Below are 22,652 nucleotides of genomic sequence, written 5' to 3'. Positions count from 1 at the left end.
GCCCGAGGACCTCGGAGCCGCAGGGAGCGCTTGACGCGGGGACGGTCCGGCAGCACCGTTGACGGTCATGAGTGAGTCGCACCGGGTGGGCTGCCCGCGCTGCGTCGTGCCCATCGCGCGGACCGGGGCGGGTGGTTGGGCCTGCCCCGAGCACGGTGAGGTCGCCCCGCTCTGGAAGCCGACCGAGGTGACCTATGCGGCCTTCACCGAGCACCTGGCCCGTGCCGGCACCTTCCCCACCTACCTGCCGTGGCCGCTCGGGCCGGGGTGGAGCGTCACCGACTTCGCGGTCGTGGAGGACGGCGTGCCGCGGGCGACGATGACCTGCGTCTCCGGCGCGACCGCGCTGGACGGTCCGGTGGACGTGATGGTGGTGAGCGAGGAGACCGGCACCGGCCTGGGCGCAAGGGTCGCCGGACTCCCCGCAGGACCGGACGGCCTTCCCGGCCGCCCGCTGCACGGCGGAGTGGCGGACGGACCACCGGAGGTGAAGGTGAAGCTGGATGCGCACACGGTGGGACTCTGGCCGGTCTCCACCAGCCGCAGCGAGGTGGAGTGGGACCGCTCGGTGCTCGCCGGAGAGGCTCACGGCAGGTGGCTGTGGCTGGTGCTGCGTCCCGCCTCGGCGATCCTGCTGTTGCGCGACCTCTGGATCCTGCGGGACGTCTCGGTCACCGGCCCACAGCTGGTCACGCTGCCGTTCGGAGGTCCTGCGCCGTCCTGGTGAACCGGGTACGACGGCCGCCGGCGCCGGGCGCCTACGATCGGCGCGTGCAGATCGACCTCCACACGCACTCCGCCGTGAGCGACGGCACGGACACCCCGACGGACCTGGTGCGGGCCGCGGCCGCCGCCGGGCTCGACGTGGTCGGGCTGACCGACCACGACACCACCGCGGGGTGGGCGGAGGCGGCGACCGCGGCTGCGTCGTACGGGATCGTGGTGGCGCCGGGCATCGAGATCTCCACCCGGCACCAGGGGGCCGGCGTGCACCTGCTCGCCTACCTGCCGGACCCGACCGACGCCGCACTCCTCGCCGCACTGGACCGGATCGTGGCCGGCCGCGACGAGCGGACGCCCGCGATGCTGGCGCGGTTGCGCGAGCTCGGCATCCCGGCCACCGAGGAGGCGCTCGCCGAGGTGGCCGGCCGGACGGTGGTCACCGGGCGGCCGCACGTCGCCGACCTGCTGGTCCGGCTCGGTGTCGTCCCGGACCGGGATGCGGCCTTCGCGGGCTACCTCGCCGAGGGCGGGCCCGCGTTCGTCGACCGCTACGCCGCCGACCTGACCGCCACCGTCGGCCTGGTCGTCGCGGCGGGCGGGGTGCCGGTGATCGCCCACCCGTGGGGACGTGGGTCCCGGCGGGTCCTCGACCCGACCGGCCTGGCAGGACTGCGGGACGCCGGGCTGGCCGGCCTGGAGGTGGACCACCTCGACCACGGCCCGGCAGAGCGGGCGGAGCTGCGCGGGATCGCCGAGGACCTCGGCCTGCTGGTCACCGGCTCCAGCGACCACCACGGTGCCGGGAAGGTCGGGCACGACCTCGGCTGCGAGACCACCGCTCCGGAGGTCTGGGAGGCGATTCAGGACCGGGCACGTCGCAACGGCTCGCCCGTCACCGCCTTCGGCGGCTGAGCAGCGGGCCGCCGGGCGTCGGCGGGCGCCAGGGCGGCGGGCTACTTGCGGCCCAGGGCCTGCAGTCGCTGCAGCGCCGATCCGGGCACCAGCCGGCTCGCCGCGACGATCGCCTTGTAGCGCTTGGACGGCACCGACAGCGCGCGCCCGCGGTCGAAGTCGGCCAGCGCCTCGCGGACCAGGCGGTCCGCGTCCAACCAGAGCATCCGCGGCGCCGAGGAGTCCCGGTCGACCCCGAGCCGTTCGTGGAACTCGGTGCGCACGAAGCCCGGGCACAGCGCCATCACCACCACCCCGCGGTCGGCGTACTCGTTGTGCGCCCAGGCGCTGAAGCTGTTCACCCATGCCTTGTCGGCGCTGTAGGTGCCACGGGGGAGGAAGGCCGCGACGCTGGAGACGTTGATCACCCCACCGCGGCCGCGGTCCACCATCGGGCCGAGCGCCGCGTGGCTGAGCTGGAGCACGGCGCGGACCAGGATGTCGTGCTGGCCCTGCTCGACGGCGATCGGGTTGTCCAGGAAACGGCGCTTCAGGCCGAACCCGGCGTTGTTCACCAGCAGGTCGACGGGGCGCTCGGCGTCGGAGAGGCGTGCCGCGACCAGACTCAGCTGGTCGGGGTCGGTGAGGTCGGCCGGCAGCACCTCCACGGAGACGCCGTACCGGGCGGAGAGGTCGTCGGCCACCGCGGCCAGCCGCTCCCGGTCCCGGGCGACCAGCACCAGATCCTCGCCGCGCGCGGCGAGCTGGGTGGCGAACTCGTGACCGATGCCGGCGGTGGCGCCGGTGACCAGGGACGTCGACATGCCGGACAGTCAAGCAGGCGCAACCGCCGAACAGCGGTGCGGTCCGGCATGATGGCAGTGATGAACGCGAAGACGGGCGCTGCCTCCACGACCATCCTCGCCGTCGCCAACCAGAAGGGCGGCGTCGCGAAGACCACCAGCGTGGCGTCCCTCGGAGCCGCGTTGGCCGAGCTGGGGCAGAGCGTGCTGCTCGTCGACCTCGACCCGCAGGCCTGCCTGACCTTCTCCCTGGGCATCGACCCCGAGGACCTGGAGCTGTCGATCCACCAGGTGATCACCAAGGGGAGCGACCCCGTCGAGGTGCTCATCGCGACCGACGACGGGGTGGACCTGATGCCGGCGACGATCGAGCTCGCCCGGGCCGAGGCCGACCTGCTCACCCGCACCGGGCGCGAGCACGTGCTGCGCGGCGTCCTGGAGGACCTGGCGGCGGCCGGTCGCCACTACGACTGGGTGCTGCTCGACTGCCCGCCCTCGCTGGGCGTGCTGACCGTCGCCGCGCTCACCGCCGCCGACGGGGTGGTGGTGCCGCTGCAGTGCGAGACGCTGTCGCACCGCGGCGTCGGCCAGCTGCTGGACACGGTCCACGACGTACGTCGCTTCACCAACCGCGACCTCGAGGTGTGGGGCGTGCTCCCCACCCTGTACGACGGCCGCACCAACCACGCCCGCGCCGTGCTCGAGACGATCTCGGAGACCTACGACCTGGACGTCATCGAGCCGCCCATCCCGAAGACGATCAAGTTCGCCGAGGCGCCGGCGGCGGGCCGCTCGATCCTCGCCACCAGCCGCAGCAACAAGGGAGCCAAGGCCTACCGCGAGGTGGCCGCCAACCTGCTCGCCCGCCAGGGCAGCTGATCGGAGGGTCCGCACCAGCATGAAGCACGCCGCACCCCCAGCCGCACGTCGTCGGTCCGCCTCCGCGCGGCACCGGGCACCGGTGCGTCCGCGCTACGGACGGATCACGGTGTTCGGCTCCGCGGTCGCGGTGACCACGCTGGCCGCACTGGGCTCGATCGGAGTGATCCCCACCCACGCGGAGGAGCCGCCGAGCAGCGTCTCCGCCGTGGTGGGGGACGAGAGCGGATCGGCGTCCCAGAACGAGGCGGCGGGCGAGGCAGCAGGCGAGACGGCCGGCGAGGACGACGGATCGGTCGAGCTCGAGGGCACCTTCGCGGCAGCCGAGGTCGAGCCCACCGCGCCGGCACTCCCGGCGGACTCGGGGACCGGGCAGCGGGTCGTGTTCAGCGAGGGCCAGCAGCGCGTCTGGCTGGTCGACCCGCGTGCGAAGGGGGCCGACGAGGAGGGCGTGGTCCGCAGCTACCTCGCCTCCGGTAGCGTCGAGGACAACCTCGACCCGGGCACCTACCAGGTCTTCTCCCGGTCGCGCCACGCCATCGGCATCGACGACTCCGGCACCATGGAGTACTTCGTGCGGTTCACGCACGGCAACGAGGGCGCCGCGATCGGCTTCCACTCGATCCCGGTCGACGACGGCGAGCCGGTGCAGACCCGCGCCCAGCTGGGCACGCCGCTCTCCCACGGCTGCATCCGACAGGCCAGGGCCGACGCGATCGCGCTGTGGCGGTTCGCGCCGACCGGCAGCACGGTGGTGGTCACCGCCTGACCGTGCCGTCCGGACGGGGCCGCGAGGGCGGCCGCCGTCGGACGGTGGCCGTCAGCCCTCGGTGCTGGCGGGAGCGCTCTCGCCACCGCCGTTGCCGCCGCCACTGCGCCGACGACGCCGACGACGCCGGTTCGCCGATCCGGCCGAGGAACCGTCACCCTGCTCGCCGCTGCCGGACTCGGTCGCGGGGGAGCCGGTCTGCGACGCGTCCGCCGTGGCCTCGCCGGCCGGCTGACCACCGCGGGTCCGCTTCCGGCTCCGGTTCCGGTTGCGGCTGGGCGCCGGACGGTCGCTGTCACGCTTCTCCCGCGGCGCACGCTCCACCGGGGCGGGGTCGACGATCCGACCCTTCGTGCCGGGCGCGATGCCCTGGTCGTGGAAGAGGTGCTCGGAGGTCGAGTAGGTCTCCAGCGGCTCGTCGAACGGCAGGTCGAGCGCCTTGTTGATCATCTTCCAGCGGTGCACGTCGGTCCAGTCGACCAGCGTGATCGCGGTGCCGGTGGCGCCGGCGCGGCCGGTGCGGCCGATCCGGTGGACGTAGGTCTTGTCGTCCTCGGGGCAGGTGTAGTTGATGACGTGCGAGACGCCGGAGACGTCGATCCCGCGCGCCGCCACGTCCGTGGCCACCAGGACCTTCAGCTTGTCCTCGCGGAACTTGGTCAGCGCCCGCTCGCGCGCCGCCTGCTGCATGTCGCCGTGCAGCGGGCTCGACTTGAAGCCGCGCTCGCTGAGGTCGTCGGCGACCCGCTGCGCCTGACGCTTGGTGCGGGTGAAGACGATGATCTTGTCCGCCGACTCCGACTGCAGTACCCGGCCGATGATCTCGGGCTTGTCCAGGTCGTGGGCCAGGTAGATGAACTGGGCGGTGGCCGGCACCGTCGCGTTCTCGTACGACGACTCGGCGCGGATGTTCATCGGGTGGCGCATGTGCATGCGGGCCAGGGAGACGATCGCCGAGGGCATCGTCGCGGAGAACAGCATCGTCTGCCGGGTCTCCGGGGTCTGGCGGATCAGGCGCTCCACGTCCGGGAGGAAGCCCAGGTCGAGCATCTCGTCGGCCTCGTCGAGGACCAGGGCGTGCACGTGGGAGAGGTCGAGGGCGCGGCGGTTGGCCAGGTCGATCAGGCGGCCCGGCGTACCGACGACGATGTCGACGCCGGCGTCGAGCGCCTCGAGCTGCGGCTCGTAGCCCACGCCGCCGTAGACGGTGAGGACCCGGAGGCCGCGGTCCCGGCTGGCGAGGTCGAGGTCGCTGGAGACCTGGAGCGCGAGCTCGCGGGTCGGGGCGACGATCAGCGCCTGCGGCTTGCCCTCCGGCAGCTCGGCGTAGTCGGCATCGGTGCGGGCGACCGAGCGCTGGATCACCGGGATGCCGAAGGCGAGGGTCTTGCCGGTGCCGGTGCGGGCCTGACCGATCAGGTCGGTGCCCATCAGCGCGATGGAGAGGGTCATCTCCTGGATCGCGAACGGGTGGGTGATCCCGGAGCGCTCCAGCGAGTCGCAGATCGCCGGCATCACGCCGAGTTCGCGGAAGCTGGGGGTGGCCGGGGTGGTCGGGGTGTCGGTCTGCTCCGGCGCGTCGGCGCCGGCCTGGATGTCGTTGCTCAGTGTCCTGTCGCTTTCATGAGTTTCAGCCGTCCGGCGCAGGATCCGTTTCGATCGCAGCCGGTCCACCGATGGAGTCCGATGCGGCTGCGAGACGACCCTCGGGGGCCGGCCCTTCACACTCAGCCGCGCACATACACGGGCGGCGCCGCCGCTCGTGCACAGCGCTCTGCCCGCACTCATCGTATCGGTACGCTGCGCGCATGGCCGAAACCGCCGACGTCCCCACCGCCTCGGAGGTGCCCGAGGATCCCGCCTACCGACAGGCGGTGATCGATCTGCTCGCCGTGATCGCCTACGGGGAGATCTGCGCGTTCGAGCGTCTGGTCGAGGACGCCAAGCTGGCGCCCACCCTCGCGGACAAGGTCGAGCTGGCCACGATGGGATGCGTCGAGTTCCAGCGGGTGCACGGACTGCAGGCGCGGATCGGTGAGCTAGGCGGGGACCCGTTCGAGGCGATGGTGCCGTTCCGCGAGTCGATCGACGCCTTCCACGCGCACACGGCCCCGGCCGACTGGTACGAGGGCCTGATCAAGGCCTACGTCGGCGACGGGCTGGCCAGCGACTTCAACCGGGAGATCGCCGCCTACCTCGACCCGACCACCCGCGACCTGGTGGTCGCCACGATGGAGGGCACCAGCCACTCGGCGTTCGTGGTCGACCGGGTGCGGGCCGGGATCGCCGAGGACCACCGGCTCGGCGGCCGACTCGCGCTGTGGGGCGGCGGCTGATGGGGGAGGCCCTGATCCAGGCCCAGCGGATCGCCGCCGACCGGGACGCGCTCAGCGCCCTGCTCGCCGGTGGCGTGGACCGCCCCGGCCTCGACCTGGCGGCCCTGGGCCGGATGTTCACCCGGCTGACCGAGCGCCACGCCGCCCGGATGGCGGACCTGGGCCTGGAGGCCTGAGCCTGGACCCGGCCGGGGTCGCCCCGGCGGGGGTCTCAGGCGGGCCCGACGCCGTTGAGGTCGATGGTGGTCACCAGTCCCGGGTGGTCGGAGGCGACCCGTACCTCGCGGCTGGCCACGCGCCTCATCGCCGACGGGTAGAACTGGTACATCACCGCGCGGTCCTTGGCGTAGGAGAAGCCGGCGGCGCCCAGCTTGGACGCGGCGGTCCACGCCCCTGGTCCGGGTGGGAGTTCATGTCCCCACCGAGCAGCACCGGGCCGTGGGCGGCGAGGGTGCGCACCGCCGCGGTCAGACGATCCATCCCGGCGGCGTAGCGCTGCAGCCGGCTCTGCCCGGGGGAGCCGGGCTGTCGCGGGGCGCGGACCGGGTTGGTCATCATGTGCGTCGAGATCACCGAGACGATCGCGCCGTCCTGGTGCTGGAGCACACCCCAGGTGGCGTAGCGGTCCCACACGAAGGCCCGGCCGCGCAGGTAGCCGACGTCGTTGTCGACGATCTTGATCCGGCCGCCGTCGACCAGGTGCCAGCTGTCCTCGCGCCAGGCGATCACGTTGTTCATCGACTGCACCCCGCCGGGCGAGCGGTCCGGGACCGGGTCGCGGTAGACGCCGTACCCGGGGGCCAGGGCGGCGATCTGCCGGGTGGAGCGGCGGGAGACCTCGTTGAGCAGCAGGAAGTCCGGTGAAGCGCTGGTCAGGGTGGCCATCGAGGCGGCGAAGCCGCTGCTGCTGGTCCGGTTCGGGATGTTCGCGACCGCGGTGGTCACCTGCCCCTGCACCGGCAGGCCGATCGGGGCGTCGACGTCGGTCGGCGGGCCGAGGGCGAGTCCGCTGCCGCTGCGTCCCCGGCTGGACGGCGCCCGCGGCACCGGGTCGAGGTCACGCAGGTTCGGCGGGACCTTCACCCGGGACTGCCCGCCGTAGCGGTCACCGCGATCGGCCGGGCCGCCGGCGGACGCGCTCGGCCCGGCCGTCCCGGTCGGCGACGCGGCGGTCGCGGAGCTGGTCGGGCCCGACGCGCCGGGCGCCGAGCCGGCGCGGTCCTCGTCGCCGCCGGCGAGCCGGACCGCTCCGAGGACCAGCCCCGCGATGACCGCGAATCCGGCGAGCAGCAGCCACGGGCTCTGCTCCGGGGAGGTGCGGTCGCTGTCCACCGGACGGAGTGTAGGTGCCACCCCGCGTCACAGCTGCGAGAGCCCGCGGGTGCGCGGGCGATCCAGGGCGGGTTCCGGGGCGGGCTCCGGGCGGTTCGGGGTGCGCGCAGATTCACGTCCCGGCCGGTGGGTGCTCCACGGAACCGCCCGCGCCGACGTCTACGCTGAACCGCGGAACGTCCGACGACCCTCCCCAGGAGCAGCACGTGGCAGCGATCGAAGCCGTTGGCGCCCGCGAGATCCTCGACTCGCGCGGCAACCCCACCGTCGAGGTCGAGGTACTCCTCGACGACGGTGCGTTCGCCCGGGCCGCCGTGCCCAGCGGGGCGTCGACCGGGGCCTTCGAGGCGGTGGAGCTGCGCGACGGCGGCGACCGCTACCTCGGCAAGGGCGTGCGGCAGGCCGTCGACGCGGTGGTCCAGACCATCGGCCCGGCGCTGGAGGGCATCGACGCCGCCGACCAGCGGCTCGTCGACCAGACCATGCTGACCTCCGACGGCACCCCCAACAAGGCGCAGTACGGCGCCAACGCGATCCTCGGCGTGTCGCTGGCCGTCGCCCGTGCCGCCGCCGACTCCGCCGAGCTCCCGCTCTACCGCTACGTGGGCGGCCCGAACGCCCACGTGCTGCCGGTGCCGATGATGAACATCCTCAACGGCGGCGCGCACGCCGACACCAACGTCGACATCCAGGAGTTCATGATCGCGCCGATCGGTGCCGCGTCGTTCCGCGACGCGCTGCGCTCCGGCGCCGAGGTCTACCACGCGCTGAAGTCGGTGCTGAAGAGCCGCGGACTGGCCACCGGGGTGGGCGACGAGGGCGGCTTCGCCCCCGACCTCGAGTCCAACCGGGCCGCCCTGGACCTGATCGCCGAGGCCGTCGGCAAGGCCGGCTACGAGCTCGGCACCGACATCGTGCTCGCGCTCGACGTCGCCGCGACCGAGTTCTGCCAGGACGGCCGCTACACCTTCGAGGGTGCGCAGAAGACGGCCGAGGAGATGACGGCCTACTACGCCGAGCTGGTCTCGGCGTACCCGATCGTGTCGATCGAGGACCCGCTGGACGAGGAGGACTGGGACGGCTGGAAGGCGATCACCGACCAGCTCGGCACCGCCACCCAGCTCGTCGGCGACGACCTGTTCGTGACCAACGTCGAGCGGCTCCAGCGCGGCATCACCGGCGGCCAGGCCAACGCGCTGCTGGTGAAGGTGAACCAGATCGGATCGCTGACCGAGACCCTCGACTCGGTCGAGCTCGCGCACCGCAACGGCTACCGCTGCATGATGAGCCACCGCTCCGGCGAGACCGAGGACACCACCATCGCCGACCTGGCGGTGGCCACCAACTGCGGTCAGATCAAGACCGGCGCCCCGGCCCGCTCCGAGCGCGTCGCCAAGTACAACCAGCTGCTCCGGATCGAGGACGAGCTCGGCGACGCCGCCCGCTACGCGGGTGCCGGCGCCTTCCCCCGGTTCCGGGGCTGAGCACGAGCCACCCATGGCCGAGGACCGCAGGACCAGCCGGAAGCCGGGGCGCCCCGCACGGGGGCGCTCCGGTCCCGGCGGCTCGCGGTCCTCGGGCCAGGGCGTGCAGCGCCGGCAGGCCCAGCGGGAGCGGGCGGCCGTCGCCGAGGCGACCACCGCGGCGGAGAAGCGGCGCACCCGGCTGACCGGTCGCGCCGCGATCCTGGTCCTGGTGCTGGCGGTCCTGGCCGTCTCCTACGCCTCCTCGCTGCGCGCCTACCTCCAACAGCGCTCCCAGATCAACGACCTGCAGGCCCAGATCGCCGAGCGCAAGGACGCGATCGACGACCTCGAGCGCGAGAAGGAGCGCTGGCAGGACCCGGCGTTCGTGGCCCAGCAGGCGCGCGAGCGGTTCGGCTACGTGCCGCGCGGCGAGACCCCGTTCGTGGTGGTCGACGAGGACGGCGAGCTGCTCGACGGCTCCTCCGAGCTCTCCGACCCCGACGAGGTGGTGCAGACCGAGGAACGGGCCTGGTACGACGACGTGTGGGACTCGATGAAGATCGCCGGCGACCCGCCGACCCGGATCCCGGACCCCCCGAAGAAGAAGATCGACCCCTCCCAGGAGGACCTGGAATGAGAGCGGCCGAGGCCGAGACGTTCACCGACGAGGACGCCGCTGTCGTCCACGAGCAGCTCGGTCGCCCGGCGCGCGGGGTCCACGGGGTCGGATACCGCTGCTCCTGCGGTCGCCCCTTGGTGGTGGTCACCGAGCCGCGCCTGCCGAACGGCACTCCGTTCCCGACCACCTACTACCTGACCGCTCCGCGGATCAACTCCCGGATCGGGACGCTGGAGGCCTCCGGCGTGATGCGCGCGATGCAGGACCGGCTCGCCGAGGACGAGGCGCTGGCGGCCGCCTACCGGGCGGCACACGACTCCTACCTGGAGGACCGGGCCTTCGTGGGCCGGGCCCACGAGCTGGAGGTGCCCGAGATCGACGGGATCTCCGCCGGCGGGATGCCCGACCGGGTCAAGTGCCTGCACGTGCTGGCCGCCCACGCACTGGCCGCCGGGCCCGGGGCCAACCCGCTCGGGGACGAGACCCTCGACCGCCTCGGGTGGACCGAGGAACGCTGCCTCTGCACCGGCGCGTGGCCGGGCACCCCCGACACCAGCATCGGTGCCGATGCGTGAACCGGTCGCCGCGATCGACTGCGGCACCAACACGATCAAGCTGCTGATCGGCACCCTCCCCGAGGTGGCGGTCCGCGAGACGCGGATGGTCCGCCTCGGCCAGGGCGTCGACGCGACCGGGCTGCTCGCCCCCGAGGCGCTGCAGCGGGCCTTCGCCGCGATCGACGAGTACGCGGCGCTGATCGGTGACGCCGGCGCCCACCGGATCCGGTTCTGCGCGACCTCGGCGACCCGGGACGCCGGCAACGCCGCGGAGTTCGCCGCAGGCGTCCGCGCCCGGCTCGGTGTGGACCCGGAGGTGCTGTCGGGGGAGGAGGAGGCACGCCTCGCCTTCGCCGGCGCCACCCGGGACGCGGGGACGATCCCGGCGCCGGTGCTGGTGATCGACATCGGCGGCGGCTCCACGGAGCTGATCCTGGGCGACACCTCGCGCGGCCCGCGGACGGCGTACTCGATGGACATCGGGTCGGTACGGCTGCACGAGCGGCACCTCGGTGGCGACCCGCCGACCGCCCAGCAGATCGACGCCTGTGTCGCGGACATCGACGCCGCACTGGACGAGGCGGCCGCGCACGGGGCGGACCCCGCCGTCGCCGGCTCGGTGATCGGTGTCGCCGGGACGATCACCACCGTGGCCGCCGGCACCCTGGGCCTCGACGCCTACGACCGCGACGCGATCCACCGCTCGGTGCTGGCCGTCGACGACCTGGAGCGGCAGATCCAGGGGCTGGTCGCGATGACGGTGGCCGAGCGCCGCGCCCTCGGCTGGATCCATCCCGGTCGGGCCGACGTGATCGATGCCGGCGCGCTGATCCTCTCCCGCATCCTGGCCCGCGTGGAGGTCGCCGAGATCGGTGTCGCCGAGACCGACATCCTCGATGGGATCGCCTGGTCCCTCACCGAATGACCGCCCGCACCACCGTGCCTGCGAGAATGCCGCGGTGAGCACCGCACTGCACGCCGTCACCGTCCTCGGCCACGACCGCCCCGGCATCATCGCCGAGACCACCGCCGGCCTGGCGGGGTTGGGCCTCAACATCGAGGACTCGACGATGACCCTGCTGCGCGGGCACTTCGCGATGATGCTGCTGTGCCGCGGATCGGCCGACGAGGGCCAGATCGAGGCCGCGCTCGCGCCGCTCGCGGCCGGGGGCGACCTCGACATCGCGGTGCGGCCGGTGCTCGACGAGCCCGGCCACGCCGCGGGCGGCTCCGGGTGGGTGCTGACGGTGCACGGCGGCGACCGTCCCGGCATCGTCTCCGAGGTGGTCGGTCAGGTCGCCGAGCTCGGCGGCAACATCACCGACCTGACCACCCGGCTGGCCGGCGACCTCTACCTCCTCGTCGCCGAGCTGGACGTCCCCGCCGGGGTCGCCCCGGCAGCGCTGGAGGCCGGGATCCGGGCGGCGGCGGAGCGGGTCGGCGTCACCGCCACCATCCGTCCCGTGGAGGCCGACGAGCTGTGAGCGAGGACCTTGCGGCCGGCAGCGCACGGCTGGCCGGCTGGACCGAGGACGAGCTCGGGGTCGAGGGCACCGTGCTCCCCGTCGTCCGGGCCCCGGACCTGGTGCTGTCCACCCGCGGCGCCGACGTCGACCCGACCGACCCCGACATCGTCCAGCTGGCCGCGGACCTGGTCGCCACCATGCGGGTCAGCCCCGGTTGCGTCGGACTGGCCGCCAACCAGGTCGGTGTCGGCGTACGACTCTTCTGCGTGGACGTCACCGAGCATCCCAAGACCCGCACCCGGCACGGGACCTTCGTGCTGTGCAACGCCGAGGTGGTCAGCGCCAGCCGCAACGAGAAGGCACGCGAGGGCTGCATGTCGGTGCCCGACTTCACCGGCGACGTCAAACGCGGCTCCCGGGTGACGGTGACCGGCGCGATCCCCGGCACCGGTGAGCAGGTCACGATCGCCACCGACGCCTTCGAGGCGCGGGCGCTGCAGCACGAGATCGACCACACCGACGGCCTGCTCTTCCTGGACCGGGTGGCCGGCGCCCACGCGATCTATCCTCGCCAGACGTACCTGTAGGTCGCGGCCGCGACCCACGGCCCCCATGTCCCAACCGGCAGAGGAAGGCGTCTTAAAAACGCTTCAGTCTGGGTTCGAATCCCAGTGGGGGCACCGGCCCGGCGCCGGGCGCTCTCTCGATTCTGCTCACAGCAGAGTCGGGTACGACGCGCGGTGCGGCGCCCCGCGGCGACCTACGATGAGGCATGGCCGAGCACACCGCACCCGTTCCGCCGCTCCGACTCGCTCCCGCCGCGCCCGCCACGGGAGCAGCGCCGGCCGAGCCGCTCTGGCGCGACCTCCTCGGCGGCCGCCTGCGCCGGTTGCGGCGGGAGCGCGAGGAGACGCTGACCGAGACCGCCGGCCGGGCCGGGATCTCCCCGCAGTACCTCTCCGAGATCGAGCGGGGCCTCAAGGAGCCCTCCAGCGAGATGATCGCCGCCGTGGCCGGCGCGCTCGGCACCAGCCTGCTCGACCTCACCTCGGCCGTGGCCGGCGAGCTGGCGGCCGCGCCGCAGCGCCGCAGCGCCGCCGCGCGCCCGGTCGCCTCGGCCTACGCCCTGGCCGCCTGAGCCACCGGGAGCGTCCCGTCGGGACGGGGGCGCTCGGCGATCACGTGGTCGAGCAGGCCGTAGCCGCGGGCGCCCTCGGCGGTGAACACCCGATCGTGGTCGGTGTCGGCCCGCAGCGTCGCGACGTCCTGGCCGGTGTGGCGTGCCAGGATCCGCTCGATGTCGCCGCGCACCCGCACCACCTCGTCCGCAGCCAGGATCAGGTCGGGGATGGTGCCGCGCCCCTGCGCGGACGGCTGGTGCAGCACGACCCGGGCGTGAGGCAACGCCGCCCGCTTCCCGGGGGCGCCGGCCGCCAGCAGCACCGCCCCCACCGCGACCGCCTGGCCGACGCAGGTCGTTGCCACCGCCGGCCGGATGTACTGCAACGTGTCGTGGATGGCGAGCATCGCGCTGGGATCTCCACCCTCGCAGTTGATGTACAGCTGGATGTCGCGGTCCGGTTCGTCGGCCTCGAGGTAGAGGAGCTGCGCGACCAGCGCGTTGGCCACGCCCGCGTCGATCGACGTCCCCAGATAGACCACCCGTTCGGTGAGCAGGTGGGAGTAGACGTCCATCACCCGCTCGCCACGCGGGTGCTGGGCGATCACGTTCGGGATCGTGTAGCTGCTCATCGGTGCGCTCCCTGCATCGGGCCGGCCGCGAAGGTGCCCAGGCCGGCGCGGCGCCGCGGTGGTGCCAGGTGGTCGAAGGTCTCCACGATCTCGTCGATGAAGCCGTAGTCGAGGGCCTGCGCCGCGGTGTACCAGCGGTCGTGGAGCGAGTCCTCGAAGACCCGCTCCAGCGGTTGGCCGGTGTCCGCCGCGATCAGCGCCAGCACCGTGTCCCGGGTGTGCCGCAGATCCTCGGCCTGCAGCTCGACGTCGACCGCGGTGCCGCCGATCCCGGCCGATCCCTGGTGCATCAGGATCCGGGAGTGGGGGAGCGCGCGCCGCTTTCCGGGCGTGCCGGCCGAGAGCAGGAACTGCCCGGCGCTGCACGCGACCCCCAGCGCCAGGGTCGCCACGTCGCAGGGAAGCAGCCGCATCACGTCCCGGATCGCCAGCATCGCCGGCACCGAGCCGCCGGGGGAGTGCAGCCACAGGGCGATGTCCGCCCGGGGTCCTCGGCTGCCAGCGCCACCAGCTGGCTGGTCAGGAGCACGCCGTTGTCGTCATCCAGGGCGCCGTCGAGCACCACCACACGCTGCTGCAGCAGCTCGCGCCGCTGCCGGTCGTCGAAGAGTCTGATCTGTTCGCTCATGCGCCCACGGTGCGTGCTCCGGGAGCGCCCGCCCACCGCGCGCTGCCCCGGCAGCGTCCTGCTGCCGAGAGCGGAGGGACCGGTGATCGGCGCGGCCTTGACTTCAGGCCGACCTGAGCCGGGAGAGTGGCGCGCATGACCGATCAGCACGCCGACCAGCATCCGCACGGCGACAGTGACGAGCCCACCCTCGCCGATCTCCGCGAAGCGCTCAGCGCCGCGGCCTGGGACGAGCGCTACTCCGGTGACCGGGTGTGGAGCGGCCGCCCCAACCAGCGCCTCGTCGAGCAGGCCTCCGAGCTCGACCCCGGCACCGCCCTCGACGTCGCCTGCGGGGAGGGCGGCGACGCGCTCTGGCTCGCCGGCCGCGGGTGGCAGGTGACCGCCGTCGACATCTCGCAGGTGGCGTTGGACAAGGTCGCCGCGCACGCCATCGAGCGGGGAGTGGAGGATCAGGTCAAGGTCGGTCTCTACGACGCCCTCGCCGACCCCCGCCCGTGCCGGGCGAGCGGTTCGACCTGGTCACGGTGAGCTTCCTGCACGTCCCGCAGCCCGACTTCGCCGCCATCTACGCCGGTATCGCCGACGCGGTCGCCCCCGGCGGCCGGCTGCTGGTGACCGCGCACCACCCGAGGACGTCGCCTCCGGCGCACGGCACAGCCACGGCCCGGGCCTGCTCTTCGAGCCGGACCGGGTGCTCGACGCGCTCGGCACCGCTGCGGCCGACTCGCCGTGGGAGGTAGAGCTGGCCACCACCCAGGACCGCGTCCAGCAGATGCCGGACGGACCGCTGGAGGTGCGCGACACCGTCGTACGGCTGCGGCGTCGGTCGGAGCGTCCGGACTGACCCCTCAACCGCGCCCCGGCTGCGGGAACGGAACGCCGACGCCCTACGTTGCAGTGATATCAGACCCCTAGACTGAGGGGCCCGACACAAGTTTCCTGCGGAGGAGACCATGCGCAGCAACAACCCGGTGTTCAACCGGAACGAGGAGTTCAACCGGAGTGGCGCCGGCTACGGCCAGGCCACCTACGGCGACGCCGCCGGCTACCCGGGCTACGCCCAGGGCCAGCCCGGCTACGGAGACGGTCAGCCCGCTGGCTTCGGCGCACCGCCGATCCAGCGCACCGACCGGATGACCATCGACACCGTCGTCCAGTCCACCGCCATCACCCTCGGCATCACCATCCTGGCCGCGGCCGCCACCTGGTTCCTCACGCCCAGCCTGGAGAACAGCGCCGAGGCGCAGGACGCCGTGGGTCAGCTCACCATGCTGATGCTGGTCGGCTCCGGCGCCGCGTTCCTGCTGTCCCTGGTCAACTCGTTCAAGCGCGTGATCAGCCCCGGCCTGGTGATCGCGTTCGCGGTCGCCGAAGGTGTCGCGCTCGGCGCGATCAGCAAGTTCTACGACGCCATCTACGGCGTCGACGCCGAAATGGGCGGCATCGTGATGCAGGCCGTGATCGGCACCTTCGCGGCGTTCGCCGGCACCCTCGCGGCGTACAAGTTCTTCGAGATCAAGGTCGGCCAGAAGTTCCGCACCTTCGTCATCGCGGCGATGTTCGGCATGGTCGCGCTCAGCCTGATGGAGCTCGTCCTCAGCATGTTCGGCGGTGGGCTCGGCCTCTACGACAACAACGCCCTCGGCCTGGTCTTCGCGATCGCCGGCCTGGTGCTCGGTGTCTTCATGCTGATCCTCGACTTCGACTTCATCGAGCAGGGCATCGCCAACGGGCTGCCGGCGCGTGAGTCGTGGCGCGCCTCGTTCGGGCTGCTGGTCAGCCTGGTCTGGATCTACACCAACCTGCTCCGGATCCTGGCGATCTTCCAGCAGGACTGAGTTGGATGGCGCGAGCGATGTCGCTCGCTTCGCTCGCGCCACGCTGCCGCGCTCGCGGTTGACGTTTGCAGGCCGCCAGGTTTCCTGGCGGCCTGCGGCGTCTGCGCGGCGAGAAGGTCGCCTTCTCGCTCCGGTCGCTCCTTCGTCGCTTCCTGCGCTCGGCGGCTCTCGTTCTCGCCGGTGGCAGACGGGTGGGGGTTAGGGGCGCGAGCGATGTCGCTCGCTTCGCTCGCGCCACGCTGCCGCGCTCGCGGTTGACGTTTGCAGGCCGCCAGGTTTTCTGGCGGCCTGCGGCGTCTGCGCGCGAGGAAGCTTCTCGGCTCGCTCCGGTCGCTCCTTCGTCGCTTCCTGCGTTCGCCTCGGCGCGTTCCTCGCGGTGGCAGACGGTCGGGGGTTGGGGGCGCGAGCGATGTCGCTCGCTTCGCTCGCGCCACGCTGCCGCGCTCGCGGTTGACGTTTGCAGGCCGTCGGGTTTCCTGGCGGCCTGCGGCCTCTGCGCGGCGAGAAGGTCGCCTTCTTGCTCCGGTCGCTCCTTCGTCGCTTCCTGCGCTCGGCGGCTCTCGTTCTCGCCGTCGGCAGACGGGTGGGGGTTAGGGGCGCGAGCGATGTCGCTCGCTTCGCTCGCTGCCCTCAGCCGGCGGCCGCGTCGGTGTCGGGGGAGGGGTCGACGGGGTCGGCGGACTCGTGGTCCTGCGGGGCCTCGCCGCGCACCTGGGCGCGACGGCGGCGGTGGCGCAGCTCGACCCACAGTCCGCGGACGCCGGCCCGGCGGCCGCCGATCTCGGTGCCGTCGAGCTCGGTGCCGGGGAGCTGCACGGCCCGCACGGCCGCGCGGCTGACGGGGAGGACCGCCTCGCCCCGGTAGGACTCGAGGACGGACTCGTCGTCGGGGACCTCGCCGAGGGCGGCCAGGACCGAGGGGATCAGGACGTGCGCGAGGGCGCGGTAGCCCTCGGCGGAGGGGTGGAACTGGTCGGGGCCGAACAGCACGGCCGGGGCCGCGGCGAACTCCGGTCCGAGGACCGAGCCGAGCGAGACCGTCCGGCCGCCCTCCTCGAGCACCGCGATCGTCTGGGCGGCGGCCAGCCGGCGCGACCAGGCGCGGGCGATCTGCTTCAGCGGAGGAGCGATCGGCTGGATGGTGCCGAGGTCGGGGCAGGTGCCGACGACGACCTGGCAACCGGCGGCCTCCAGCCGTCGTACCCCCTCGGAGAGGTGCTGCACCGACTGCTTCGGGAGCACGGTGTTGGTGACGTCGTTGCCGCCGATCAGGATCACCGCGACATCGGGCTCGATGAGCAGCGCCCGGTCGACCTGGCTGGCCAGGTCGCTGGACTTCGCGCCGACCACGCAGAAGGCGCGGAAGTAGACCCGTCGGTCGGCGTGCTCGGCGACGCCGCTGGCGACCAGCGCGCCGGGCGTCTCCTCGACCCGGTCCACGCCGTAGCCGGCGGCACTGGAGTCGCCCAGCAGCGCGATCCGGATCGCCGGTCCTCCGCGCCCGCGGCCGTACCAGCCGGTGGCGTCCGGCGGCGGATCCTCGAGCACCGGGCCGATGATCTTGCGGGCCAGCTTCGCCTCGGTCACCAGCACCCCGTAGAGGCCCGCACCGACGGCAGAGACACCGCCGCCGCCGTACAGCGCGGCGGCGGCGAGCTTGCGGGCGGCAGCGGCTTTGCTCACGGACCCAACCTTACGGAGGACGTGTTACCGGATGGTCACGAACGCGGGCAGCGGGAGTGGCGGTCGTCGTGACCTTCGTCGCGGAGGGCCGGAGGTAATACGTTGAGCCCATGGAGTACGTCGACTCACTGCTCGACCTGATCGGCAACACCCCGCTGGTGCGGCTCACGCGCAGCCTCGACCTGGAGCCGGCGACCGCCGGCGAGGGTCCGCTGCTGCTGGCCAAGGTGGAGTACCTCAACCCCGGCGGGTCGGTGAAGGACCGCATCGCGACCCGGATGATCGAGGCCGCGGAGGCCTCCGGCGAGCTGCAGCCCGGCGGCACCATCGTCGAGCCGACCTCGGGCAACACCGGTGTCGGGCTGGCGATGGTGGCCCAGCAGAAGGGCTACCACTGCATCTTCGTCTGCCCCGACAAGGTCAGCGAGGACAAGCGCAACGTGCTGCGCGCCTACGGCGCCGAGGTCGTGGTCTGCCCGACCGCCGTCGCCCCCGAGCACCCGGACTCCTACTACAACGTCTCCGACCGCCTCGCCTCACAGCCCGGCGCCTGGAAGCCCGACCAGTACTCCAACCCGAACAACCCCCGGTCCCACTACGAGACCACCGGACCGGAGATCTGGCGGCAGACCGACGGTCGGATCACCCACTTCGTCACCGGGATGGGCACCGGCGGCACGATCTCCGGCGTCGGTCGCTACCTCAAGGAGCAGAACCCCGAGATCCAGGTGGTCGGCGCCGACCCCTCCGGCTCGGTCTACTCCGGCGGCACCGGCCGGCCCTACCTGGTCGAGGGGGTCGGTGAGGACTTCTGGCCCGAGACCTACGACCGAGGTGTGGCCGACCGGGTGATCGAGGTCTCCGACGCCGACTCCTTCGCCTTCACCCGGCGGCTGGCCCGTGAGGAGCAGATGCTGGTCGGCGGCTCGGCCGGGATGGCCGCCTTCGCCGCCAAGCAGCTGGCCGCGGAGCTGACCGCCGAGGGACGTGACGACGCGGTGATCGTGGTGCTGCTGCCGGACTCCGGCCGCGGCTACCTGAGCAAGGTGTTCAACGACGACTGGCTCGCCCAGTACGGCTTCGCGACCGGTGCCGAGCCCACCGCCCGGACGGTCGGCGAGGTGTTGCGCGGCAAGAGCGGCGTGCTGCCGGCCCTGGTGCACACCCACCCGAACGAGACCATCGCCGAGGCGGTCCAGATCCTCCAGGAGTACGGCGTCTCCCAGATGCCCGTGGTGCGCGCCGAGCCGCCGATCGTCGCCGCCGAGGTGGCCGGCTCCGTCTCCGACCGCGCCCTGCTCGACGCCCTCTTCGCCGGCGACGCCAAGCTCACCGACTCGGTCGAGCAGCACATGTCAGCACCGCTGCCCACGATCGGGTCCACCGAGGAGGCGACCGCGGCCGTCGGACTGCTCGAGACCGCCGACGCGGTGCTGGTGCACGAGGACGGCAAGCCGGTCGGGGTGCTCACCCGGCAGGACCTGATCGCCTTCCTGGCCCGTGGCTGAGCCGTCCGCCGCCGCCGCCGGCGTCACCCTGCCGGCGCGCCTGCGGAACGCCACCGCCGAGGACGTGCCCGAGCTGCTGCGGCTGGTCCACGGGCTGGCGGCGTACCAGGGGCAGGCCGACGCCGTCCGTGCCACCGAGGCGGACCTGGCCACCTGGCTGTTCGGGCCCGATGCGGTGGCCGCGGCACTGGTCGCCGAGGTCGACGCACGGGTGGTCGGCATCGCGATCTGGTACCGCACCTACTCCACCTGGACCGGGGTGCCGGGGATCTACCTGGAGGACCTGTTCCTGGAGGAGGGACACCGGGGCAGCGGCCTCGGGCGCGACTTCTTCACGGCGCTCGCCGCCATCGCCACGGCCAACAGCTACCAGCGCATGGACTGGGAGGTGGCGGACTGGAACGAGTCGTCGATCGCCTTCTATGAGTCGCTCGGCGCGACCCGGATCGAGGCCTCCTACGACTACCGGCTCACCGCCGACCGGTTGCGCGAGATCGCCGGCTGATCCCCGCGAACGGCTCCCGGCGACACGCCAACGAGCACGAGGGGTGCTTCACCTGGGGCCGCTGTTGTGGTGAGGTTGAAAAGGGTCGCAGTTCCACGGCCGCACGGCCAGGGGCGTCACCGGACGTCCGGCGCGGTCCCGCGGGAGGTGCTGACGACTCGTGTGGGACTTCATCTCGACCCGCCGCGAGGACATCGCGTTCTACACCTACCAGCACTTCAGCCTGGTGGTGCAGAGCGTGCTCCTCGCCACCGTGATCGCGGTGGTGCTGGCGGTCCTGATCACCCGGACGCCCCGGTTGGAGCCGGTCGCCAACGCACTCTCCGCGATCGGGCTCACCCTGCCGTCGTTCGCGCTGATCGGCATCCTGCTGCCACTGACCGGCCTCGGGGTCACCACGGCCGTCGTCTGCGTCACCTTCTACGCCACGCTCCCGATCCTGCGCAACGCGGTGGTGGGGCTGCAGGGCGTGGACGCCACCCTGATGGAGTCCGCGCGCGGCATGGGGATGACCGAGCTCAAGGTGCTGACCCGGGTCCGGCTACCGCTCGCCTGGCCGGTGATCCTCGCCGGCATGCGCGTCTCGCTGCAGATGTCGATGGGCGTCGCCGCGATCGCCGGCTACGTCAAGGGACCCGGGTTGGGTGAGTACATCTTCACCGGCCTGGCCCGGCAGGGCGGTGCCACCGCGCTCGACTACGTCGTCGTCGCCACCGTGGCGATCGTCATCATCGCCCTGATCGCCGACGCGCTCCTCCTGCTCCTCGGCCGCTTCACCATCTCGAAGGGAATCCGCGCATGAGCACCCCGCCCACCCCACCGGCACCGAGGCGTCCGACGGGAGCTCCGCCGGGATCAGCGGAGCCGAGCTCCGGCTGGAGAACATCGTCAAGCGCTACCCCGGGCAGAAGGCCGCCGCGGTGGACGACCTCTCGCTGACCATCCCGGCCGGCGAGATCGTGATGTTCATCGGGCCCTCCGGTTGCGGCAAGACCACCTCGCTGAAGATGATCAACCGGTTGATCGAGCCGACCTCCGGCACGATCACGATCGACGGCAAGGACGTGCGCCAGGAGAACGCGACGTCGCTGCGGCGCAAGATCGGCTACGTCATCCAGGGGGGCAGCCTCTTCCCGCACCACACCGTCGCCGCGAACATCGCCGCCGTCCCGAAGCTGCTCGGCTGGGACAAGCAGCGCATCGCGAACCGGGTGGACGAGCTGCTGGACCTGGTGGGCCTCGACCCCGCCAAGTACCGCGACCGCTACCCCCGCGAGCTCTCCGGCGGCCAGCAGCAGCGTGTCGGCGTCGCCCGTGGACTGGCCGCCGACCCGCCGGTGATCCTGATGGACGAGCCGTTCGGCGCGGTCGACCCGATCACCCGGCAGCGGTTGCAGGACGAGCTGCTCAGCATCCAGCGGGAGCTGCGCAAGACCATCGTCTGCGTCACCCATGACATCGACGAGGCGATCAAGCTCGGAGACCGCATCCTGCTGCTGCAGGAGGGCGCCCGGATCGCCCAGTACGACACCCCGGAGAACCTCCTCGCGGCCCCCGCGAACGACTTCGTGGCCGACTTCGTCGGAGCGGGCTCCACCCTCAAGCAGCTCTCGCTGGCCCGGGTCACCGACGTCGAGCTGCGTCGCCCGACCACGGCGACGATCGGCGACCCCACCGCCGACGTACGACGCCGGGCGGAGTCCAACGGGGAGCGCTCGGTGATCGTGCTGGACGAGCGCAACCGGCCGGTCGGCTGGCCCTGGCTGCGCCAGCTCAAGGGGGACGTGATCCACGCCGGCAACGAGGACCTCATCAACATCGACGAGCGGGCCACCCTCAACGACGCGCTGGACACGATGCTCACCAGCAGCCACGGCGCGGCAGTGGTGACCGGTGCACGCGACCAGTTCCTCGGGGTGGTCGACTTCGACGCCGTCACCGAGTACATGCGGATGGTCGAGGACCAGGCCGAGGCCGGCAACGACGGCAGTCCAGCGGCGCCGGCCCAGGTGGCGACGTCGGCCGAGGAGCTCCGGGGGAGCGAAGGCTGATGGCCGACACGACGACCACGGTCGGGTCGCCGGAGCCGGGGGTGGGCGAGACCGTCGAGGACGACAGCGGGACCGTCGGGTCCCGGTCGCGACGCATCTCCCGGGAGATGCTGCTGATGCTGGTGGTGCCGCCGGTGCTGATCGCACTGGTCTTCCTCGGCTTCGTGCTGTGGCGCCACTTCGCCGACCTGGACAGCGTGGAGACCAACCAGCTCCGCTGGAGCGAGATCACCTCGCTGATCGTCGAGCACCTGCGCCTCACCTTCGTCTCCGCGGTGTTCGTGGTGCTCACCGCCATCCCGGCCGGCATCCTGCTCACCCGGGGCAAGGCGAAGGCGGCCGCGCCGATCGTGGTCGGTGTGGCGAACGCCGGTCAGGCGGCGCCGGCGGTCGGCCTGATCGTGCTGCTGTTCCTCTGGCTGACCAGCTGGAACAGCTTCTGGGTGGCGGTGCTCGCGCTGACCCTCTACGGCTTCCTCCCGGTGCTGCGCAACACCATCACCGGGCTGCAGGGCGTCGACCCGACGCTGATCGAGGCGGGACGCGGCATCGGGATGACCCCGACCGGCACCCTGCTGCACATCGAGCTGCCGCTGGCGGTGCCGGTGATGATGGCGGGCCTGCGCACCGCGCTGGTGCTGATCGCGGGCACCGCGGCGCTGGCGTTCTTCATCGGCGCCGGTGGCCTCGGCGAGATGATCAACACCGGGATCACGCTGTTCCGGTTCTCGCTGATGGTGTCCGGTGCCGTCCTCGTCGCCCTGATCGCTCTCCTGGTGGAGTGGCTCGGTCGGGTGCTCGAGGTGCTGACCCGACCGAAGGGGATCTGAGATGCTCGTCCGC

The 22,652-nt window shown here is 72.6% G+C and carries 26 protein-coding genes, 1 tRNA gene and 1 pseudogene; 21 read left to right on the top strand and 7 right to left on the bottom strand.

The genetic code is table 11. The features are described 5' to 3' along the window. The first annotated feature begins 67 nt into the window (after positions 1 to 67). The gene (locus FIV43_RS10405; RefSeq protein ID WP_231122956.1) at positions 68 to 727 is read left to right on the top strand and encodes a DUF6758 family protein; all 660 of its coding nucleotides are present in this window, start codon (positions 68 to 70) and stop codon (positions 725 to 727) included. 44 nt (positions 728 to 771) lie between these two features. Then, the gene (locus FIV43_RS10400; protein ID WP_141014072.1) at positions 772 to 1,635 is read left to right on the top strand and encodes a PHP domain-containing protein; all 864 of its coding nucleotides are present in this window, start codon (positions 772 to 774) and stop codon (positions 1,633 to 1,635) included. A 41-nt stretch (positions 1,636 to 1,676) separates the two neighbouring features. Here FIV43_RS10400 and FIV43_RS10395 read toward each other — a convergent pair whose 3' ends face one another. Continuing rightward, complete coding sequence (locus FIV43_RS10395) at positions 1,677 to 2,438, bottom strand: SDR family NAD(P)-dependent oxidoreductase (protein ID WP_141014071.1); 762 nt, start codon at positions 2,436 to 2,438, stop codon at positions 1,677 to 1,679. Positions 2,439 to 2,498: 60 nt separating this feature from the next. On the opposite strand from FIV43_RS10395, the gene FIV43_RS10390 reads away from it, so the two are divergent. Together FIV43_RS10390 and FIV43_RS10385 are read left to right on the top strand one after the other, a co-directional pair. Continuing rightward, a complete protein-coding gene (locus FIV43_RS10390; protein WP_141014070.1) occupies positions 2,499 to 3,296 on the top strand; it encodes a ParA family protein in 798 nt (265 codons plus the stop codon). Between the two features lie 82 nt (positions 3,297 to 3,378). Next, entirely contained in the window at positions 3,379 to 4,065 is a 687-nt protein-coding gene (locus FIV43_RS10385; protein ID WP_141014069.1) for a L,D-transpeptidase, read from the top strand. 51 nt (positions 4,066 to 4,116) lie between these two features. Here the strand turns inward: FIV43_RS10385 and FIV43_RS10380 are convergent, their stop codons facing one another. After that, entirely contained in the window at positions 4,117 to 5,580 is a 1,464-nt protein-coding gene (locus tag FIV43_RS10380; protein WP_231123952.1) for a DEAD/DEAH box helicase, read from the bottom strand. A gap of 161 nt (positions 5,581 to 5,741) precedes the next feature. On the opposite strand from FIV43_RS10380, the pseudogene FIV43_RS23785 reads away from it, so the two are divergent. Beyond that, positions 5,742 to 6,577 (top strand): annotated as a pseudogene (locus tag FIV43_RS23785) (ferritin-like fold-containing protein). A gap of 151 nt (positions 6,578 to 6,728) precedes the next feature. Here FIV43_RS23785 and FIV43_RS10370 read toward each other — a convergent pair. Beyond that, the gene (locus FIV43_RS10370; RefSeq protein ID WP_141014067.1) at positions 6,729 to 7,733 is read right to left on the bottom strand and encodes an endonuclease/exonuclease/phosphatase family protein; all 1,005 of its coding nucleotides are present in this window, start codon (positions 7,731 to 7,733) and stop codon (positions 6,729 to 6,731) included. 206 nt (positions 7,734 to 7,939) lie between these two features. On the opposite strand from FIV43_RS10370, the gene eno reads away from it, so the two are divergent. The 8 genes from eno to FIV43_RS10330 all read left to right on the top strand — a co-directional run bounded on the left by eno (position 7,940) and on the right by FIV43_RS10330 (position 12,979). After that, on the top strand, positions 7,940 to 9,217 hold the full coding sequence (gene eno / locus FIV43_RS10365; protein ID WP_141014066.1) for a phosphopyruvate hydratase: 1,278 nt from the start codon (positions 7,940 to 7,942) through the stop codon (positions 9,215 to 9,217). 13 nt (positions 9,218 to 9,230) lie between these two features. Then, on the top strand, positions 9,231 to 9,836 hold the full coding sequence (locus tag FIV43_RS10360; RefSeq protein WP_141014065.1) for an FtsB family cell division protein: 606 nt from the start codon (positions 9,231 to 9,233) through the stop codon (positions 9,834 to 9,836). Beyond that, the gene (locus FIV43_RS10355; protein ID WP_141014064.1) at positions 9,833 to 10,393 is read left to right on the top strand and encodes a DUF501 domain-containing protein; all 561 of its coding nucleotides are present in this window, start codon (positions 9,833 to 9,835) and stop codon (positions 10,391 to 10,393) included. Before FIV43_RS10360 ends, FIV43_RS10355 begins: the two co-directional genes overlap by 4 nt. Beyond that, positions 10,386 to 11,300: a Ppx/GppA phosphatase family protein gene (locus FIV43_RS10350; protein WP_141014063.1), complete on the top strand. Its 915-nt coding sequence runs from the start codon at positions 10,386 to 10,388 to the stop codon at positions 11,298 to 11,300. Before FIV43_RS10355 ends, FIV43_RS10350 begins: the two co-directional genes overlap by 8 nt. A gap of 34 nt (positions 11,301 to 11,334) precedes the next feature. Then, positions 11,335 to 11,859, top strand: a complete 525-nt coding sequence (locus FIV43_RS10345; RefSeq protein WP_231123912.1) for a glycine cleavage system protein R — start codon at positions 11,335 to 11,337, stop codon at positions 11,857 to 11,859. After that, positions 11,856 to 12,428, top strand: a complete 573-nt coding sequence (def, locus tag FIV43_RS10340) for a peptide deformylase (RefSeq protein ID WP_141014061.1) — start codon at positions 11,856 to 11,858, stop codon at positions 12,426 to 12,428. Before FIV43_RS10345 ends, def begins: the two co-directional genes overlap by 4 nt. A gap of 19 nt (positions 12,429 to 12,447) precedes the next feature. Continuing rightward, a tRNA-Leu gene (locus FIV43_RS10335) sits at positions 12,448 to 12,521 on the top strand. A gap of 92 nt (positions 12,522 to 12,613) precedes the next feature. Further along, the gene (locus FIV43_RS10330; RefSeq protein WP_141014060.1) at positions 12,614 to 12,979 is read left to right on the top strand and encodes a helix-turn-helix domain-containing protein; all 366 of its coding nucleotides are present in this window, start codon (positions 12,614 to 12,616) and stop codon (positions 12,977 to 12,979) included. Here the strand turns inward: FIV43_RS10330 and FIV43_RS10325 are convergent. From FIV43_RS10325 to FIV43_RS22315, 3 genes are read right to left on the bottom strand one after another with little or no spacing between them, the layout of a single operon-like run. Continuing rightward, positions 12,961 to 13,593: a ClpP family protease gene (locus FIV43_RS10325; RefSeq protein ID WP_141014059.1), complete on the bottom strand. Its 633-nt coding sequence runs from the start codon at positions 13,591 to 13,593 to the stop codon at positions 12,961 to 12,963. The two genes, FIV43_RS10330 and FIV43_RS10325, sit on opposite strands and share 19 nt — an antisense overlap. After that, complete coding sequence (locus FIV43_RS10320; protein WP_231123911.1) at positions 13,590 to 14,027, bottom strand: ClpP family protease; 438 nt, start codon at positions 14,025 to 14,027, stop codon at positions 13,590 to 13,592. The genes FIV43_RS10325 and FIV43_RS10320 overlap by 4 nt, the downstream gene beginning before the upstream one ends. Continuing rightward, positions 14,006 to 14,221 (bottom strand): ATP-dependent Clp protease proteolytic subunit, encoded by a 216-nt coding sequence (locus FIV43_RS22315; protein WP_231123910.1) that lies wholly within the window; start codon positions 14,219 to 14,221, stop codon positions 14,006 to 14,008. Before FIV43_RS22315 ends, FIV43_RS10320 begins: the two co-directional genes overlap by 22 nt. Positions 14,222 to 14,356: 135 nt before the next feature. On the opposite strand from FIV43_RS22315, the gene FIV43_RS10315 reads away from it, so the two are divergent. The 3 genes from FIV43_RS10315 to FIV43_RS10310 all read left to right on the top strand — a co-directional run bounded on the left by FIV43_RS10315 (position 14,357) and on the right by FIV43_RS10310 (position 16,062). Further along, positions 14,357 to 14,752 carry an SAM-dependent methyltransferase gene (locus FIV43_RS10315; protein WP_141014058.1) on the top strand — a complete coding sequence of 132 codons (396 nt, stop codon included), beginning with the start codon at positions 14,357 to 14,359 and terminating at the stop codon, positions 14,750 to 14,752. 163 nt (positions 14,753 to 14,915) lie between these two features. After that, positions 14,916 to 15,068: a hypothetical protein gene (locus tag FIV43_RS20980; protein WP_181407753.1), complete on the top strand. Its 153-nt coding sequence runs from the start codon at positions 14,916 to 14,918 to the stop codon at positions 15,066 to 15,068. A gap of 109 nt (positions 15,069 to 15,177) precedes the next feature. Next, a complete protein-coding gene (locus tag FIV43_RS10310; protein ID WP_141014057.1) occupies positions 15,178 to 16,062 on the top strand; it encodes a Bax inhibitor-1/YccA family protein in 885 nt (294 codons plus the stop codon). A 630-nt stretch (positions 16,063 to 16,692) separates the two neighbouring features. On the opposite strand, the gene FIV43_RS10305 is transcribed toward FIV43_RS10310, so the two are convergent. Then, positions 16,693 to 17,745 carry an SGNH/GDSL hydrolase family protein gene (locus FIV43_RS10305; protein WP_141014056.1) on the bottom strand — a complete coding sequence of 351 codons (1,053 nt, stop codon included), beginning with the start codon at positions 17,743 to 17,745 and terminating at the stop codon, positions 16,693 to 16,695. 110 nt (positions 17,746 to 17,855) lie between these two features. Here FIV43_RS10305 and FIV43_RS10300 point away from each other — a divergent pair, with 110 nt between their 5' ends. The 5 genes from FIV43_RS10300 to FIV43_RS10280 all read left to right on the top strand — a co-directional run bounded on the left by FIV43_RS10300 (position 17,856) and on the right by FIV43_RS10280 (position 22,639). After that, entirely contained in the window at positions 17,856 to 19,253 is a 1,398-nt protein-coding gene (locus FIV43_RS10300) for a cystathionine beta-synthase (protein WP_141014055.1), read from the top strand. After that, entirely contained in the window at positions 19,246 to 19,758 is a 513-nt protein-coding gene (locus tag FIV43_RS10295; protein WP_196781037.1) for a GNAT family N-acetyltransferase, read from the top strand. Before FIV43_RS10300 ends, FIV43_RS10295 begins: the two co-directional genes overlap by 8 nt. Positions 19,759 to 19,918: 160 nt before the next feature. Further along, positions 19,919 to 20,560 carry an ABC transporter permease gene (locus FIV43_RS10290; RefSeq protein WP_141014054.1) on the top strand — a complete coding sequence of 214 codons (642 nt, stop codon included), beginning with the start codon at positions 19,919 to 19,921 and terminating at the stop codon, positions 20,558 to 20,560. Between the two features lie 118 nt (positions 20,561 to 20,678). Continuing rightward, complete coding sequence (locus FIV43_RS10285) at positions 20,679 to 21,809, top strand: ABC transporter ATP-binding protein (RefSeq protein WP_231123909.1); 1,131 nt, start codon at positions 20,679 to 20,681, stop codon at positions 21,807 to 21,809. Further along, positions 21,809 to 22,639, top strand: coding sequence for an ABC transporter permease (locus FIV43_RS10280; RefSeq protein WP_196781036.1), 831 nt, complete (start codon positions 21,809 to 21,811; stop codon positions 22,637 to 22,639). The genes FIV43_RS10285 and FIV43_RS10280 overlap by 1 nt, the downstream gene beginning before the upstream one ends. The last annotated feature ends 13 nt before the right edge of the window (positions 22,640 to 22,652 follow it).

The organism is Nocardioides sambongensis, from assembly GCF_006494815.1.
Classification (GTDB): domain Bacteria; phylum Actinomycetota; class Actinomycetes; order Propionibacteriales; family Nocardioidaceae; genus Nocardioides; species Nocardioides sambongensis.
The sequence above is the reverse complement of the archived record's forward strand: the minus strand, read 5'-3'. Positions and strand labels throughout refer to the sequence as shown.